The sequence below is a fragment of the Bradyrhizobium sp. Ec3.3 genome (assembly GCF_000472925.1).
Lineage (GTDB): Bacteria > Pseudomonadota > Alphaproteobacteria > Rhizobiales > Xanthobacteraceae > Bradyrhizobium.
Genome location: NZ_AXAS01000018.1, coordinates 159,351 through 174,262 on the forward strand (window position 1 = coordinate 159,351; position 14,912 = coordinate 174,262).

Annotated in this window: 14 protein-coding genes and 1 pseudogene; 10 read left to right on the top strand and 5 right to left on the bottom strand. The window is 65.7% G+C overall.

All coding sequences use genetic code 11. The features are described from left to right. Positions 1 to 116: 116 nt before the first annotated feature. Entirely contained in the window at positions 117 to 1,130 is a 1,014-nt protein-coding gene (gene xerD / locus YUU_RS51235; RefSeq protein WP_051389813.1) for a site-specific tyrosine recombinase XerD, read from the bottom strand. A 17-nt stretch (positions 1,131 to 1,147) separates the two neighbouring features. Continuing rightward, a complete protein-coding gene (locus YUU_RS51240) occupies positions 1,148 to 1,294 on the bottom strand; it encodes a hypothetical protein (protein ID WP_035662856.1) in 147 nt (48 codons plus the stop codon). Positions 1,295 to 1,451: 157 nt separating this feature from the next. On the opposite strand from YUU_RS51240, the pseudogene YUU_RS51245 reads away from it, so the two are divergent. The 3 genes and pseudogenes from YUU_RS51245 (at position 1,452) to YUU_RS0120450 (ending at position 4,542) form a co-directional block, all read left to right on the top strand. Continuing rightward, positions 1,452 to 2,065, top strand: a pseudogene (locus YUU_RS51245) (shikimate kinase). Then, on the top strand, positions 2,062 to 3,210 hold the full coding sequence (aroB, locus tag YUU_RS0120445; protein ID WP_027524076.1) for a 3-dehydroquinate synthase: 1,149 nt from the start codon (positions 2,062 to 2,064) through the stop codon (positions 3,208 to 3,210). The pseudogene YUU_RS51245 and the gene aroB overlap by 4 nt, the downstream one beginning before the upstream one ends. Before the next feature lie 27 nt (positions 3,211 to 3,237). Next, positions 3,238 to 4,542, top strand: coding sequence for an HlyC/CorC family transporter (locus tag YUU_RS0120450; protein ID WP_027524077.1), 1,305 nt, complete (start codon positions 3,238 to 3,240; stop codon positions 4,540 to 4,542). 164 nt (positions 4,543 to 4,706) lie between these two features. On the opposite strand, the gene YUU_RS0120455 is transcribed toward YUU_RS0120450, so the two are convergent. After that, positions 4,707 to 4,982 (bottom strand): BolA family transcriptional regulator, encoded by a 276-nt coding sequence (locus YUU_RS0120455; RefSeq protein ID WP_027524078.1) that lies wholly within the window; start codon positions 4,980 to 4,982, stop codon positions 4,707 to 4,709. A 119-nt stretch (positions 4,983 to 5,101) separates the two neighbouring features. Between YUU_RS0120455 and YUU_RS0120460 the strand changes: the two genes are divergently transcribed. Next, positions 5,102 to 5,737 carry a J domain-containing protein gene (locus YUU_RS0120460; RefSeq protein WP_027524079.1) on the top strand — a complete coding sequence of 212 codons (636 nt, stop codon included), beginning with the start codon at positions 5,102 to 5,104 and terminating at the stop codon, positions 5,735 to 5,737. 212 nt (positions 5,738 to 5,949) lie between these two features. On the opposite strand, the gene YUU_RS0120465 is transcribed toward YUU_RS0120460, so the two are convergent. Next, on the bottom strand, positions 5,950 to 7,044 hold the full coding sequence (locus YUU_RS0120465) for a citrate synthase/methylcitrate synthase (protein ID WP_027524080.1): 1,095 nt from the start codon (positions 7,042 to 7,044) through the stop codon (positions 5,950 to 5,952). Positions 7,045 to 7,117: 73 nt separating this feature from the next. Between YUU_RS0120465 and YUU_RS0120470 the strand changes: the two genes are divergently transcribed. Then, entirely contained in the window at positions 7,118 to 8,347 is a 1,230-nt protein-coding gene (locus tag YUU_RS0120470; RefSeq protein WP_027524081.1) for a citrate synthase family protein, read from the top strand. A gap of 194 nt (positions 8,348 to 8,541) precedes the next feature. Here YUU_RS0120470 and YUU_RS0120475 read toward each other — a convergent pair whose 3' ends face one another. Then, positions 8,542 to 9,201, bottom strand: coding sequence for a DedA family protein (locus YUU_RS0120475; RefSeq protein ID WP_027524082.1), 660 nt, complete (start codon positions 9,199 to 9,201; stop codon positions 8,542 to 8,544). A 295-nt stretch (positions 9,202 to 9,496) separates the two neighbouring features. On the opposite strand from YUU_RS0120475, the gene cobS reads away from it, so the two are divergent. The 5 genes from cobS to YUU_RS0120500 all read left to right on the top strand — a co-directional run bounded on the left by cobS (position 9,497) and on the right by YUU_RS0120500 (position 14,695). Continuing rightward, a complete protein-coding gene (gene cobS, locus YUU_RS0120480) occupies positions 9,497 to 10,495 on the top strand; it encodes a cobaltochelatase subunit CobS (protein ID WP_027524083.1) in 999 nt (332 codons plus the stop codon). Positions 10,496 to 10,499: 4 nt separating this feature from the next. Continuing rightward, positions 10,500 to 10,910, top strand: a complete 411-nt coding sequence (locus YUU_RS0120485; RefSeq protein WP_027524084.1) for a GNAT family N-acetyltransferase — start codon at positions 10,500 to 10,502, stop codon at positions 10,908 to 10,910. Next, positions 10,907 to 12,811: a cobaltochelatase subunit CobT gene (cobT, locus tag YUU_RS0120490; RefSeq protein WP_027524085.1), complete on the top strand. Its 1,905-nt coding sequence runs from the start codon at positions 10,907 to 10,909 to the stop codon at positions 12,809 to 12,811. Before YUU_RS0120485 ends, cobT begins: the two co-directional genes overlap by 4 nt. Next, positions 12,808 to 13,905 carry an esterase-like activity of phytase family protein gene (locus YUU_RS0120495; protein WP_027524086.1) on the top strand — a complete coding sequence of 366 codons (1,098 nt, stop codon included), beginning with the start codon at positions 12,808 to 12,810 and terminating at the stop codon, positions 13,903 to 13,905. Before cobT ends, YUU_RS0120495 begins: the two co-directional genes overlap by 4 nt. A 97-nt stretch (positions 13,906 to 14,002) precedes the next feature. After that, positions 14,003 to 14,695 (top strand): hypothetical protein, encoded by a 693-nt coding sequence (locus YUU_RS0120500; RefSeq protein WP_027524087.1) that lies wholly within the window; start codon positions 14,003 to 14,005, stop codon positions 14,693 to 14,695. Positions 14,696 to 14,912 lie beyond the last annotated feature (217 nt).

Sequence of the window (14,912 nt, forward strand, 5' to 3'; positions counted from 1 at the left end):
GCCAAATCGCGACAAAGGCAGACGGCTCTTTCTGCGGAGACGGGGCGGAAGTCAAGGCGGATGGTGGTGGCTCTCGTGTCCCGACTCCAACCTCCGCTGTCGTCCCGGATCTGCGCTTACGCTTGTCCGGGACGACGGCGGAGGTTGCTTCGCCTCTCCGCCAGCGGGTGCAGGTCGCGCACCAGGCTCTTCAGGCGCTCCTCCACCACATGGGTATAGATCTGCGTCGTCGAGATGTCGGTGTGGCCGAGCAGCGTCTGCACGATGCGCAGGTCGGCGCCGTTGTGGAGGAGGTGGCTGGCAAAAGCGTGGCGCAGCACGTGCGGGGAGACGAGGCGCGCCTGAAGACCGGAGGCGACCGCGAGCTCCTTCAGGTCGCGGGCAAAATGCTGCCGCGTCAGGTGGCCGCTTTCGCCGAAGGAGGGAAACAGCCATTTCGAGGCGGCGAGGCTGCCTTTCTTGTTCGACTTGCCGTCGCCCCTGCTGTCGCCTTTGGCGGCGTCCGTTGCCGCAAGATAATCCGCCATCGCCTGCCGCGCGGCCTCGTTGAGTGGCACCAGGCGCTCCTTGTTGCCCTTGCCGCGCACCACGATCATGCGCGCGTCGCGCTTTGCGGCCGAGCGCGGCAGCGACACCAGCTCGGAGACACGCAGGCCCGTGGCGTAAAGTACTTCGAGCAGGCAATAGAGCCGCAAGCTGCGCAGCCGCTGGGAGGGCGACGCGTCCGCCGCCTCACTCAGCTCCTTGGCGCGTCTCAGCATGCGATCGACGTCGGCAATCGACAGCACCTTCGGCAGGCTGCGGCCGCGCTTCGGTCCCGAGAGGATCGCGGCGGGATCGTCGCTGCGAATGCGCTCGTTGAGCAGGAAGCGAAACAGGTGCCGCATCGCCGACAGGCGGCGGGCGACGCTGGTCGATTTGAACCCGCGCGTATCGAGATCACCGAGATAGTCGCGCAAGACTTGCGTGTCGGCGCCGATGAAATCCTGGCGCTTGTGGGCGAGGAAGTCGGAGAAGTCGGTGAGGTCGCGCCGGTAGGCGTCGAGCGTATTGGGGCCGGCACCTTGTTCCGCCGCGAGCATGTCGAGGAACAGGCCGGTCAGTTGGGTATTGGAGGGCTTTGCTGGCATGCCCCGGAGGCTAGCGCCTATTTCTTGAGAAACTTGTCAGGCGAGATGGTCACGGTCATTTCCCGCGACTTTGGGCTGACGAAATTCGCCAGCGCGAAGATCACGCCATAGACGATGCCGGCGAGTACGGCGACGACCGTCAGGAAGCGGAACAGGCTGGGCATCGGGCGAAGTCTCGGTAGGGGTCTCGTCGGGGCGAATTAACCAATGAAATCATCCAACATGTTCGCCGTTTCGTGGCAAGAGTCTCTGGCGAGGGTCCCTTCGGGGTCGTATAGGTGGCCCCAGATGCCGCCTTTGGCGGCAGATTGAGCGAGATCCATGTCCGAGGCCGCCGTACCAGCACCAAGCTCGCCCGAGCCCGACATCCTGTCGGCGCTTGCGGGCCGCTCGATCGTGCTGGTCGGCATGATGGGGGTCGGCAAATCCACCATCGGCCGGCGCCTCGCGGCCCGGCTCAAGCTGCCTTTCGTCGATGCCGACACTGAGATCGAGGCGGCTGCCGGCATGACCATACCGGAAATCTTCGAGCGCCACGGCGAGCCTTATTTTCGCGACGGCGAGACGCGGGTGATCGCGCGCCTCCTGGACGGCGGCCCGCTGGTGCTCGCCACCGGCGGCGGCGCCTTCATGCGCGAGGAGACGCGCGCGCGCATCGCGGCCAAGGCGGTCTCGATCTGGCTCAGGGCCGATCATGACGTCATCATGCGGCGGGTGCGCCGCCGCGCCGATCGCCCGCTGCTGCAAACCGCCGATCCGGAAGGGACGGTAACCCGGTTGCTCAGCGAACGCGAGCCGGTCTACCAGAATGCCGACCTCACGATCTCCTCGCGCGACGTGCCGCATGACCGGATCGTGGAGGAGTGCCTGGAGACGCTGCGCGACTATCTCTGCGGCGCTCCCCACCCTTCAATGTAGCGAGTGCCGCGAGATGACCGCGCCGTTGAAACATTCAGATCCTGTTATCGTCGACGTCGCGCTCGGCGAGCGCACCTACGACATCGTCATCGGCCGTGAGGTGCTTGCCTCGCTCGGCGCGCGTGTCGCGGCCCTGCGCCCTGGCGTGCGCACCGCGATCGTCACCGATCGCACCGTCGCAAAGCATTGGCTGGAGCCGGCTGAAGCCTCGCTCGCGGCCGCGGGCGTTCCGACCTCGCGCATCGTCGTCGAAGAAGGCGAGATTTCCAAAACCTATGCCGGGCTCGAAAAGGTCAGCGAGGCGCTGATCGCTGCGAAGATCGAGCGCAACGATCTCGTCATTGCGCTCGGTGGCGGCGTGGTCGGCGATCTCGCCGGCTTTGCGGCCGCGATCCTGCGCCGCGGCGTCGACTTCGTGCAGGTGCCGACCTCGCTTCTGGCTCAGGTTGATTCCAGCGTCGGTGGCAAGACCGGCATCAACTCGCCGCAGGGCAAGAATCTGCTTGGCGCCTTCCACCAGCCGGTGCTGGTCATTGCCGACACCGCCGTGCTCGATACGCTGTCGCCGCGGCAGTTCCGCGCCGGCTATGCTGAGGTCGCCAAATACGGCGTGCTCGGCGACGAGGCCTTCTTCACCTGGCTGGAGAAGAACCACGCCGACATCTTCAAGGGCGGCTCGGCGCGCGAGCACGCGATCGCGACCTCCTGCCGCGCCAAGGCAGGCGTCGTCTCGCGTGATGAGCGCGAGACCGGCGAGCGCGCGCTGCTCAATCTCGGCCACACCTTTGGTCACGCGCTGGAAGCCGCCACCGGCTTCTCCGACCGGCTGTTCCACGGCGAGGGCGTGTCGATCGGCATGGTGCTGGCGGCGGAGTTCTCCGCAAGGCTCGGCATGATCGGTGCGGCGGATGCGGCGCGCGTCGAACGTCACCTTGCGGAGGCTGGCTTGCCAACGCGTCTTCAGGATATCGCGGGCTTTGCGCAGGAGGGGCTTGTCGACGCCGACGCGCTGCTGGCGCTGATGGCGCAGGACAAGAAGGTCAAGCGCGGCAAGCTCACCTTCATCCTCCTGGAAGCAGTCGGGCGCGCCGTCATCGCCAAGGATGTCGAGCCGTCGCTGGTACGCGATTTCCTCAACGACAAGCTCGCGCGCAAGGCGTGATGAGCGATTGATATCGGCGGTTGGGTCATGGATTGGCTCGGATTCTCCATCGTCGTCTTCTGTCTCCTGGTCTCGGCGTTCTTCGCCGCGAGCGAGACCGCGCTGACCGGCGCCTCGCGCGCCAGCATGCTGCGGCTCTCCAGGCAGGGTCATCGCGAGGCCGATGTCGTCTCCCAACTGCTCGATATGCGCGAGCGCCTGATCGGCGCGCTGCTGCTCGGCAACAACATCGCCAATATCGGGGCGTCGGCGATTGCGACCGGCATCTTCACCACCTGGTTCGGTGAGGTCGGCGTGCTCTACGCGACCGGTGTGATGACCGCGCTGGTCGTGATCTTCGCGGAAGTCTTGCCAAAGACCATCGCCATCAACGCACCCGACCGCGTCGCGCTCGCCGTGGCGCGTCCGATGCGGCTGACGATGTACGTGCTCGGGCCGCTATTGACGGTGGTGGAAGTCATCGTGCGCCTGTTGATGCGGCTGTTCGGTCTTGCCGGCGAGCACCAGGCGATCCTGTCGCCGACCGAGCGCCTGCGCGGCGCGGTCGACCTCTTGCACCATGAAGGCAAGGTCGAGAAGCAGGACCGCGACATGCTCGGCGGTCTCCTCGACCTGCGTGAGCTTCAGGTGTCCGACGTCATGATCCATCGTACCGAGATGATGATGATCAACGCCGACCTGCCGCCGGAGGATCTGGTGCGCGAGGTGCTGGCGACCGAATACACCCGCATCCCGCTGTGGCGCGACAAGCCCGAGAACATCATCGGCGTGCTGCACGCCAAGGACCTGTTGCGCGCCATTCGGGCCTCCGAAGGCGACACCTCGCGCATCGACGCCTCGACCATTGCGCTGCCGCCCTGGTTCGTGCCGGAGATGCGCACCGTATCCGAGCAGCTAAAAGCCTTCCGCCGCCGCAAGACCCATTTCGCGCTCGTCGTCGACGAGTACGGCGAAGTTGAAGGTCTTGTGACGCTGGAAGACATTCTGGAAGAGATCGTCGGCGATATCTCCGACGAGCACGACGTGGTCGTCGCCGGCGTGCGCGCCCAGCCAGACGGTTCGGTCGTGGTCGACGGCTCGGTGCCGATCCGCGATCTCAACCGCGCCATGGACTGGCGTCTGCCTGATGGAGAGGCAACGACGGTCGCCGGCCTCGTCATTCACGAGGCGCGCTCGATCCCGGACCGCGGCCAGAGTTTTACGTTCCACGGCTTCCGCTTCCGAGTGCTGCGCCGCGAGCGCAACCGCATCACCGCACTCCGTATTTCGCCGGTGCCGCGCGAAGCGGAGGTGGAGGAGGCCAAGCCGAGGCGGGCAGGGACGTCGTTCTAGCTTCACGCGCTTCTGTCGACCCTCATGGTGAGGAGGCGCGAAGCGCCGTCTCGAACCATGCAGGCCCGGCGGCAGCCTCTCGGCCTTCATACTTCGAGACGCGCGCAAGGGCGCGCTCCTCAGGATGAGGGAAAATGGCGCGATTTGTTGCTCGAATAGGGCGGTTAGCTCCCGCCTTCCCCCGGCGCCTGCGCGTGGATGGCCAGCGCGTGCACGCCGCCGGAGAGTTCCGCGGCCAGCGTCGCATTAATCATGCGGTGACGCTCGACCCGGCTCTTCCCTTTGAAGGCATCAGACACGATATAAACCCGGAAATGCGTCTCGCCGCCCGGCCGGTGGCCCGCATGGCCTTCATGCAAATGTGATTCATCGACCACTTGCAGGCTGTCCGGCGAGAAAGCTTCGCGCAACTTGTTGCTGATAGTGTCTTGTGTAGCCATGTCGTTGCCTGTCATGTGAGCCATAAAGTCGCGCGATCGCGTTTCTTTAATCCCGTGCTTCTACGCCAATCGCAATGTCAAGACTTGAAGGTTTTTGCATTGCGTAGTCAAAGTTAGCCATGCCGATCGATTCATCAAAATTCTTCGACTCCATCCGCGTCAAGCCGAGAGGTGCGAAGCCGGAAGCGAAGCCGCGCGAGACCGTGGTCGCCTGCGAATGGACCGGCTGCCAGAACAAGGGCAGCCACCGCGCGCCGAAGGGCCGTGAGAATTCGCGCGAGTACTGGCACTTCTGCCTCGATCACGTGCGCGAGTACAACCAGAACTACAATTTCTTTTCCGGCATGAATGCCGACGCCGTCGCGCGCTACCAGAAGGATGCGCTGACCGGCCACCGCCCGACCTGGAAGATGGGCGCCAATGGCGGCGTCAAGAAGGGTGCGGAAGCCGAGATCGATGGCGCCTTCGATCCGTTCAGCATGTTCAGCGAGATCAACGGCCGCGCCAACTGGCGGCGCGGGCCGGAGGCCCAGCCCAAGGCTGAAACGCGCAAGGTGATGAACGCCGAGCGCAAGGCGCTTCAGGTCATGGGGCTCGGCCCCGACGCCACGCTCGCCGACGTCAAGACCAAGTACAAGGCGCTGGTGAAGCAGCATCACCCGGATGCGAACGGCGGCGACCGCTCCACCGAAGACCGCCTGATCGAGATCATCAAGGCGTATAATTATCTGAAGACGGTGGTGAAGGAGTCGTAGGCCCCCGCACCCTGGCGCGCGCTCGCTGCTTTCCCTTCTCCCCTTGTGGGAGAAGGTGGCGCGAAGCGCCGGATGAGGGGTTGGGTCCGCGAGTTCACTGCAAGAGATTCGTCCGCCGAGAGAACCCCTCACCCGTCTCGCCGCTGCGCGGCGAGCCACCCTCTCCCGCAAGGGGAGAGGGGACAGCACGCTCCATCCGGGCTAGACGTCGCTCAATCCTTCGGCATCGCTCCCACATACGACGAACTCGGCCGGATCAGCCGTCCTGTCCGCCGATGCTCGAGTGCATGCGCGGTCCAGCCTGCAGAGCGCGCTACCGCGAAGATCGGCGTGAAGGCCTGGCGCGGGATGGCGAGGGCATCGAGCAGGATCGCGGTGAAGAACTCGACATTGGTCTCCAGCGGCCGATCCGGATTCTTCTTGCGCAGCGCGGCGCGGATATAGGCCTCGACCTCGCCGGCAAACGGCAGGTCGGCGCCGTCGGCGGAAAGCCGCTCGATTGCGGCCTTCAGCACGTCGGCGCGCGGATCGCGCACGCGATAGACGCGATGGCCAAAACCCATCAGCCGTTCGCCGCGCGCCAGCGCCGCATCGACCCACGGCCTAATCCGTTCGCGCGAACCGATTGCATCCAGCATTTCCAGCACCGGCTCCGGCGCGCCGCCGTGCAGCGGTCCCGTCAGTGCGCAGTAGCCGGCGGTGACGGCGGCGAACAGATCGGCCTGCGTCGAGGCCACCACGCGCGTGGCGAAGGTCGAGGCGTTCATGCCGTGATCGCAGACCGTGACGAGATAGGCGTCCAGCGCCGCGACCTCGCGCGGCTCGGGCATAGCGCCACGCAGCATCTTCAGCGTATCGGCGGCATGGCTCGCATTCGGATCGGGCGCGACCGGATCAAATCCCTTCGCCTGTCGCACCAGCGCGCCGGCAATCACCGGAAACGCGCCGACGATGGTCGCCTCGTGCTCGAGCCCGTTCTCGGCGCGAAGTCCTGCGACCGCCGCGCGAAACCCGTCGATGATGCCCATACCGCGCGTTGCCGGCAAAAGATCCGGCAGCCGCGCAAAGGCGCGTTCGCGTGCAAGCCCGAGGCTCGCGCGCACATTGGCTTCGCTGAGCGTGCCTCTAGATGCGCCGTTCCAGAGCCGGGCGGTGACGCCCTCGAAACTCGACTGGCGGGCGAGGGTGCCGACATGCTCGCCGGCAATGATGAGCTCGCCGCGCTCGCCGTCGACATGGCTGAGCACGGTCTCGGCGGCGGGAACCCCGTCCAGCCCAATCTGGCTTTTGGTGAGGTGGATGTTCATGGCCTGTCTCCTTTCACGATGAGAAAGGTCAGGCCTCTCGACAGATTGATCAATCTTGATTACATAAATCAATATGAAAAATTCCGAGGAGCTGTACCTCTCGGCGCGGGAGGCCGCCGCGGAACTCGCGATCTCGCCGGCGACACTCTACGCCTATGTCAGCCGCGGCCTGATCCGCTCCGAGCCGACGGCGGATTCGCGCAAAAACCGCTACCGCGCCGAGGACGTCCGCAACCTGAAAGAGCGTCGCGTCCCGTCGCCGGAGCCGCGGGGCCTGCGCAGCTTCGACGCCGACCTGCCGGTGATGGACACGGAGATCTCGACCATCACCGAGGAGGGCGCGATCTATCGCGGCGTGAACTGCGTCGACCTCGCTGAGCGGGACACGCTGGAGCATGCCGCGACGTTGCTCTGGGACGTCTCCGGCGTCGATCCCTTTGCATCGGACAATTGCCCCCAGGTCTCGGACGAGATGCGCGCGATCGCGGAGGCCGCGCGCCGAGCAGCCCCAATCGACCGCGCCATCGCGGTGCTGGCGCTTGCCGCGAGCGCCGATCCCCGCGCCTTTACCCGCGCGCCCGATGGCCGCGCGATGGTCGGAGCGCGCATCGTCCGGCTGCTGGTCGCAACCATGCTCAATGCCGAGCCCTCGTCCGCGCCGCTACATCAGCAGATCGCCAGCGCCTGGGCACCCGACAACAAGCATGCGGCTGATCTCGTCCGCCGCGCGCTGGTACTGCTGGCAGAACACGAACTGAATGCGTCGACCTTCACCGCACGCTGCGCGGCTTCTACCGGGCTCAATCTCTACGATGCCGTCATTGCTGGTCTCGCCGCGCTGAAAGGCCCGAAACATGGCGGCGCCGGCGTGCTGGCCTCGCAGCTCGTGAAGACGCTGGTGGATCGCGATGTCGAGCCGATGGTGCGTGAGCGCGTCGCGCTCGGCGAGCATTTTGCCGGCTTCGGCCACGGCGTCTACAAGCGCGGCGATCCGCGCGCACAGTCGCTGCTCAATGCGTTGGCGAGGGCCGGCGCGCCGCGCAAATTCACCCGCGAGGTGCCGGAGCGGATTGCGGAGGCGACCGGCGAGTTCGTCAATATCGACTACGCGCTCGCCGTGCTGGTGCACGCCCTGCGCCTGCCGGCCGGCAGCGAGCTCGCGCTGTTCGCAATGGCGCGCAGCGTCGGCTGGATCGCGCATGCGAGCGAACAATTGCAGCACGGAAGGCTGATCCGCCCGCGGGCGCGCTATGTTGGGCCAGCGCCTGGGCGGCGGGCGGGGACAGTCGATACGAAGGGCTGAGATCGCTCCTCGCCCCAGATCGCTCTGCCACCCCCGAGCTCTCCATCGTCGTCCTGGCGAAAGCCAGGACCCATACCGCGGAATCTATCGATTAGGGACGCTAGCAGTACCGGACGACGAATCTTCGCCGAACCACTCCCTGGGGTAATGGGTCCTGGCTTTCGCCAGGACGACACCTGTGGTGTGGCGGCCCTCTAACCCTCCGGCTTTGCCGGCACGACCCTGCTGCCGTGCCTCCGGCGGATGCTCCAGATCACGAGGCCCACAACGATCGCGACGCCGACGACAGTGAGCATCCAGATGTGCTTGGCGGGATGCCCGTGGTGCGGCAGGCCGGAATAGCTGTGCCAGGCCGAAATCGCGAGGTCGCCCGGCAGCACGTGCGCCGGCGCCCAGACCAGGATTGCAGGGATATTGACCGCATAGAAGCGCGCCGGCGCCATGCCGACCGCACCGGCGGTGACCGGTACGAAAGCCCGGATTGGTGGGACAAAGCGGGCGAAGAACACCGCCCAGGTGCCGAACCGGCGGAAGAAGGTCTCGCTCTCCTCGATCACGCGGGGATAGTTGGTCAGAGGCCAGCTATTGAGGATCTCGCGCTGCTGCTTGTGTCCGATCCAGTAGGCCGAGCCGTCACCCAGAATGGCGCCGAGGGCGGCGGCCAGTAGCACCCCTTGTAGTTTCAGTTCGCCGCCCGGGATCAGGGCGCTCAGCGCCAGGATGATGGTCGAGCCGGGAACGACCGAACCCACCACCGGAACAGCCTCCAGCAGCGCCGCGAGGAAGAGAGTCAGGTAGGCCAGCCCAGCATGGGCCGAGACGAAGTCTATGAAGGGATCGAGGAAGGACGTCACGTCGTCTCTGTATCGGGCAGGAGCATTTGGGTTCAGACCTTACACAAGTAGGGCGCGGCCGCCAAAGTGCCAAAGCGGGCGGCGAACGCTTGAAGGCCATGGAATTTCGGCGTGATTCGCAGGGCAGCCTTCCAAAAATCGCGTTCCTTGCCTATCTAAATGAAATGACAACGGAACTTTGATTGGGGCGCGGGCTTCTGCCGGCTCGTGGTCTCTGATAGGTTCGCAACTGCACCCAGCCGCCGCCAAAGTGCAAATAACTGGTCTCGGGACCGCCCGGGGCCTCGGAGGATGAATGACGACCGCCGCCCTGTCCAAAGTTGAGGAAGTCAACGGTTTGCCCGACATGAAGGTGTCGGTCCGCCAGGTCTTCGGGATCGACAGCGATCTCGAAGTGCCGGCCTATTCCGAAGTCGATCCTCACGTGCCCGAAGTCGATGCCGATTACCGTTTCGACCGCGCCACCACGCTCGCGATCCTCGCAGGTTTCGCCAAGAACCGCCGCGTCATGGTGACGGGCTATCACGGCACCGGCAAATCCACCCATATCGAGCAGGTCGCCGCGCGCCTCAACTGGCCCTGCGTGCGCGTCAACCTCGACAGCCACATCAGCCGTATCGACCTCGTCGGCAAAGACTCGATCGTGGTCAAGGACGGCAAGCAGGTCACCGAATTCCGCGACGGCATTCTGCCCTGGGCGCTCCAGCACAACGTCGCGCTGGTGTTCGACGAATACGACGCCGGCCGCCCGGACGTGATGTTCGTGATCCAGCGCGTGCTGGAAGTCTCCGGCCGCCTGACGCTGCTCGACCAGAACAAGGTGATCAAGCCGCATCCGGCGTTCCGGCTGTTTTCGACCGCCAACACCGTCGGCCTCGGCGACACCTCGGGCCTCTATCACGGCACCCAGCAGATCAACCAGGGCCAGATGGACCGCTGGTCGATCGTCACCACGCTCAACTATCTCGGGCATGACGAGGAAGTGGAGATCGTGCTGGCGAAGGCCAAGCACTATCGCACCCAGGAAGGCCGCGACATCGTCAACAAGATGGTTCGCCTTGCCGATCTCACCCGCAACGCCTTCGCCAATGGCGATCTGTCGACGGTGATGAGCCCGCGCACGGTGATCACCTGGGCCGAGAACGCCGACATCTTCGGCGATATCGGCTTCGCCTTCCGCGTCACCTTCCTCAACAAGTGCGACGAGCTCGAGCGTCCCCTGGTCGCCGAGTTCTATCAGCGCTGCTTCAACGCGGAGCTGCCGGAATCGGCGGTCAACGTGGCGCTTAGCTAGTCCCATGCCAACCATCACCGCCGAGCGCAGCATTGGGACGACCAAGAAAGCGGTGCTCGCCGGGCTCATTGGCTACAACAATGAGCGGATGGGAAAGCAGAAGTACAAGCGCCTCGCGATTTCCCTGAAAGAGCGCGGCAAGATCGTCGGCGGCATCGTCGGTGAGGTCTGGACGCAGGTTCTGTTCATCCAGTTCTTCTGGATCGAGCAGAAATTCCGCGGCAAGGACCACGGCACCAAGCTGATCGCGGCGATCGAGGACGAGGCGAGAAAGATTGGGGCGACCCGGTCTTATCTCGACACGATGAGTTTCCAGGCGCCGGGCTTCTACCGCGCTAGCGGCTACGAAGAATTCGGCGCCATTGACGGCTATCCTGGCGGCGTGACGCGCCATTGGTTTACGAAGTCGCTATGAGCAGCACATCCAACTCCAAATTCCGCAACACCAAGGAAGCGCCGACCGAGCCGTTCAAGCGCTCGGTGGCGTCGTGCCTGAAGGCGATCGCCAAGACGCCCGAGCTCGAAATCAGCTTCGCCGCCGAGCGCCCCGGCCTTGCGCCGGGCAAGGCGCGGCTGCCCGAGCCGGCGCGGAAAATGACGAAGCGCGATGCGGCGATCGTGCGCGGCCATGCCGACTCGATCGCGCTCAAGCTCGCCTGTCACGATCCGAAACTGCATCGCAAGCTGATGCCGGGCAATCCGCAGGCACGCGGCGTGTTCGAGGCGGTGGAGCAGGCGCGGGTCGAGGCGATCGGCGCGCGCCGCATGGCGGGCGTTGCCAAGAACCTCACCGCGATGCTCGATGACCATTTCCATCGCGGCAAGTTCGACGAGATTACCGACCGCGCCGATGCGCCGCTGGCGGATGCGCTCGCCATGCTGGTGCGTGAACGCCTGACCGGAATGGCGCCGCCGGCGGCGGCCAAGAAGATGGTCGATCTCTGGCGGTCGACGCTGGAGGACAAGATCGGCAGACGGCTCGACCGGCTCGACAGCCTGGTCGAGAACCAGACCAAATTCGGCGACGCCATCCATGACCTGTTGTCGGCGCTCGAGCTGGGTGACGAGCGCAACGCCGATTCCGACGAGGACGACAATCAGGACGACAACCGCGACGGCGACAACGATCAGGCCGGCGCGGAGGGCTCACCCGATTCCGACGCCGCGCAGGAGATGAGCGCCGACCAGGCGCAGGCGACGACCGAGGAGATGAGCGAGAGCGCGATGGAAAGCGCGCAGGCCTCGACCTCGGACACCTTCGACGACGGCGAGCTCGGTGACGACGAGACGCCGGGCGAGGCGACGCGGCCGAATTCGCGCGGGGTCAACGAGCCGCGCGGGCCGGAATATCACGCCTTTGCGCCGAAGTTCGACGAGGTGATCGCCGCCGAAGATCTCTGCGACCATGACGAATTGGAGCGCTTGCGCTCCTACCTCGACAAGCAGCTCGCGCATCTGCAGGGCATCGTCGCGCGCCTCGCCAACCGCTTGCAGCGCCGCCTGATGGCGCAGCAGAACCGCGCCTGGGAGTTCGATCTCGAAGAGGGCATTCTCGATCCCGCGCGGCTGTCGCGCGTGGTGACCGATCCCTATCACCCGCTGTCCTTCATGCGCGAGAAGGAGGCGACCTTCCGCGACACAGTGGTGACGCTGCTGCTCGACAATTCCGGCTCGATGCGGGGACGCCCCATTACGGTGGCGGCAACTTGCGCCGATATCCTGGCGCGCACGCTGGAGCGTTGCGGCGTCAAGGTCGAGATTCTGGGCTTCACCACGCGCGCCTGGAAGGGCGGACAATCGCGTGAGGCCTGGCTCGCCGCCGGCAAGCCGGCCAATCCCGGCCGCCTCAACGACCTCCGCCACATCATCTACAAGTCGGCGGACGCGCCCTGGCGCCGTGCGCGGAAGAATCTCGGCCTGATGATGCGCGAGGGGCTGCTCAAGGAGAACATCGACGGCGAGGCGCTCGACTGGGCGCACAAGCGCCTGCTCGGCCGCACCGAGCAGCGCAAGATCCTGATGATGATCTCGGACGGTGCGCCGGTCGACGATTCCACGCTGTCGGTCAATGCCGGCAACTATCTCGAGCGGCACCTGCGGCACATCATCGAGGAGATCGAGACGCGCTCGCCGGTGGAGCTGATCGCGATCGGCATCGGCCATGACGTTACGCGCTACTACCGCCGCGCGGTGACGATCGTGGACGCCGAAGAGCTTGGCGGCGCCATCACCGAGAAGCTCGCCGAGCTCTTCAGCGAGACGCACACCGCGCCCGCGCAAGCCCCGAGCCGCCCGCGCCGCAAACTGCATTCGTGACCGCGCGTTTCTCCCGCCGCCAATTTCTCGGCCATGCGGCGGGAGCAGCGACGCTCGCGCTCCCCGCAAATGCGCGCGCAGAGGTCGCGACCCAGCCGCCGAAATCGGCGGGGCAGGCCGAGCACACCGTCACCGAGCCGGTCGCCATCGAGGTGAACGCGCGGCAAATTCCTTCGTTCGAGCCGCGCGATCGCGCGCGCACCCGCTTCGGCGCGCTGGAGTATCGCAGCGGTCTGGTGCTGACATCGCCCTATCGCGGCTTCGGCGGCCTCTCCGGCATCCGCTTCCTCGACGCCCAAGGACAACGCAAGAAAGGAGAGCGCTTCATCGCGATCTCCGACCAGGGCGCGTGGTTCAGCGGGACCATCCGCTACGCCGGGCGCGACATGGCCGGGCTCGACGACGTCGAGGCCGCGCCGATGCTGAACGCCGAAGGGCGGCCGATCACCGAGAAGCGGCTCTGGTACGATACCGAGTCGATCGCGCTCGACGGCTCCTTCGTTTATGTCGGGCTCGAGCGCGTCAACGCGCTGATGCGCTTCGACTTCTCCAAAGGCTTTACCCGCGCCCGCGGCGAGGTGCTGCCGTTGCCGCCCGCCGCGAAGAAGCTGCCGTACAACAAGGGGCTCGAGGCGCTGGTGTTCGTGCCCAAGGGCCTGCAAAAGGCGCAGCCCTTGGCCGGCACGCTGATCGCGTTTTCCGAGCGCGGGCTCGACCGCGACGGCAACCTGATCGCCTTCCTGATCGGCGGTCCCTCGCCCGGGCAGTTCAGCGTGCGCCGCACCGAGAATTTCGACATCAGCGACGCGGTGCTGCTGCCTTCGGGCGAACTCCTGATCCTGGAGCGCAAATTCTCCTGGTTCACCGGCGTTAACATCCGCATCCGCGCGATCCCCTTGAAGTCGATCGCGCCCGGCGCGCTGGTCGATGGTCCCGAGCTCTTCGCCGCCGATCTCGGCCACGAGATCGACAACATGGAAGGCATCGACGCCCATATCGGCGCCGACGGCGAGACCGTGCTGACGCTGGTCTCGGACGACAATTTCTCCTTTCTCCAGCGCACGCTGCTGCTGCAATTCACGCTGGTGGAGTAGTAGCCTTAACCCCGCTGTCGTCCCGGGCTCGCGCTTCGCGCGCCCCGGGACGACGGCGCGTGTTGAACGCGCAGCCGGAGAGCCGCGACATATCGGCATGCTCATCCCTCGCGCCATCGTCGCTCTCGCCCTCACCCTCGCGGCCCTGTCGCCGGCGCATGCCACGGCCGAGCACGGCTATGCCAAGGGCGAGTATGCCATCATCGCGGGCGGGCATGCGCCGAACGGAAAGCTGTCGATCGCGGCACATGGAAGCGGCGAGGGCGGCCGCGACAAATTCCGCGTCTACCTGATGGCCGAACCCGGCCACCGTCGGCTGGCTGTGCTGGACGACATCAGCGAGAACAACAATCTCGATACCGCGCCCGATTCCTATCACGCCGGCTGGTCGCCGGACTCGCACTACGTCGCGGTCTCCTTCCGCAGCGAGCGCCACATCCTCACGCTGAACATCTACAGGATCGAGGGCGGCCGTGCGCAGCTCATCGCCGCGCCGGACCTGTTCCGCGACATGACGGGACGCAAGATCGACCGTAAGACCGACGGCGACATGCGCGCCTCGAGGCCGGGCGTCGAATGGCAGGGCCCGCGCCGCTGCCGCTTCTCGGACCATCGGCTGTTCGTGATGCAGGATGCCGGGCTCGCCGACAAGATCGGCGCGTTCGGCAAGTCGAGCAAGATGGACGACGGCCGCTATTCGATCGAGTTCTCGGCGGAGGCCGTCGTCGACATCGACCGCGGCGGCCGCTTCCGCATCGGCAAGCCGGAGCCGGGCGCGTTCTGGGAGTAGTGTTGTGGGTGAGGGCGCGTGTGAAGGAGGCATTCCTTCTCCCACCGTCATTCCGGGGCGCGCAACACGCGAGCCCGGAATCCATCACCACAGGGTCGTGTTGTCCAGGCGAGATCGTGGTTGAAGTCCCGCGCCACAACTTCTCCCTGGGGGGTATGGGTCCCGGGCTCTCTTCGCGCCCCGGGACGACGGCGGAGCGTGTGGCGCCGCCTTGTGA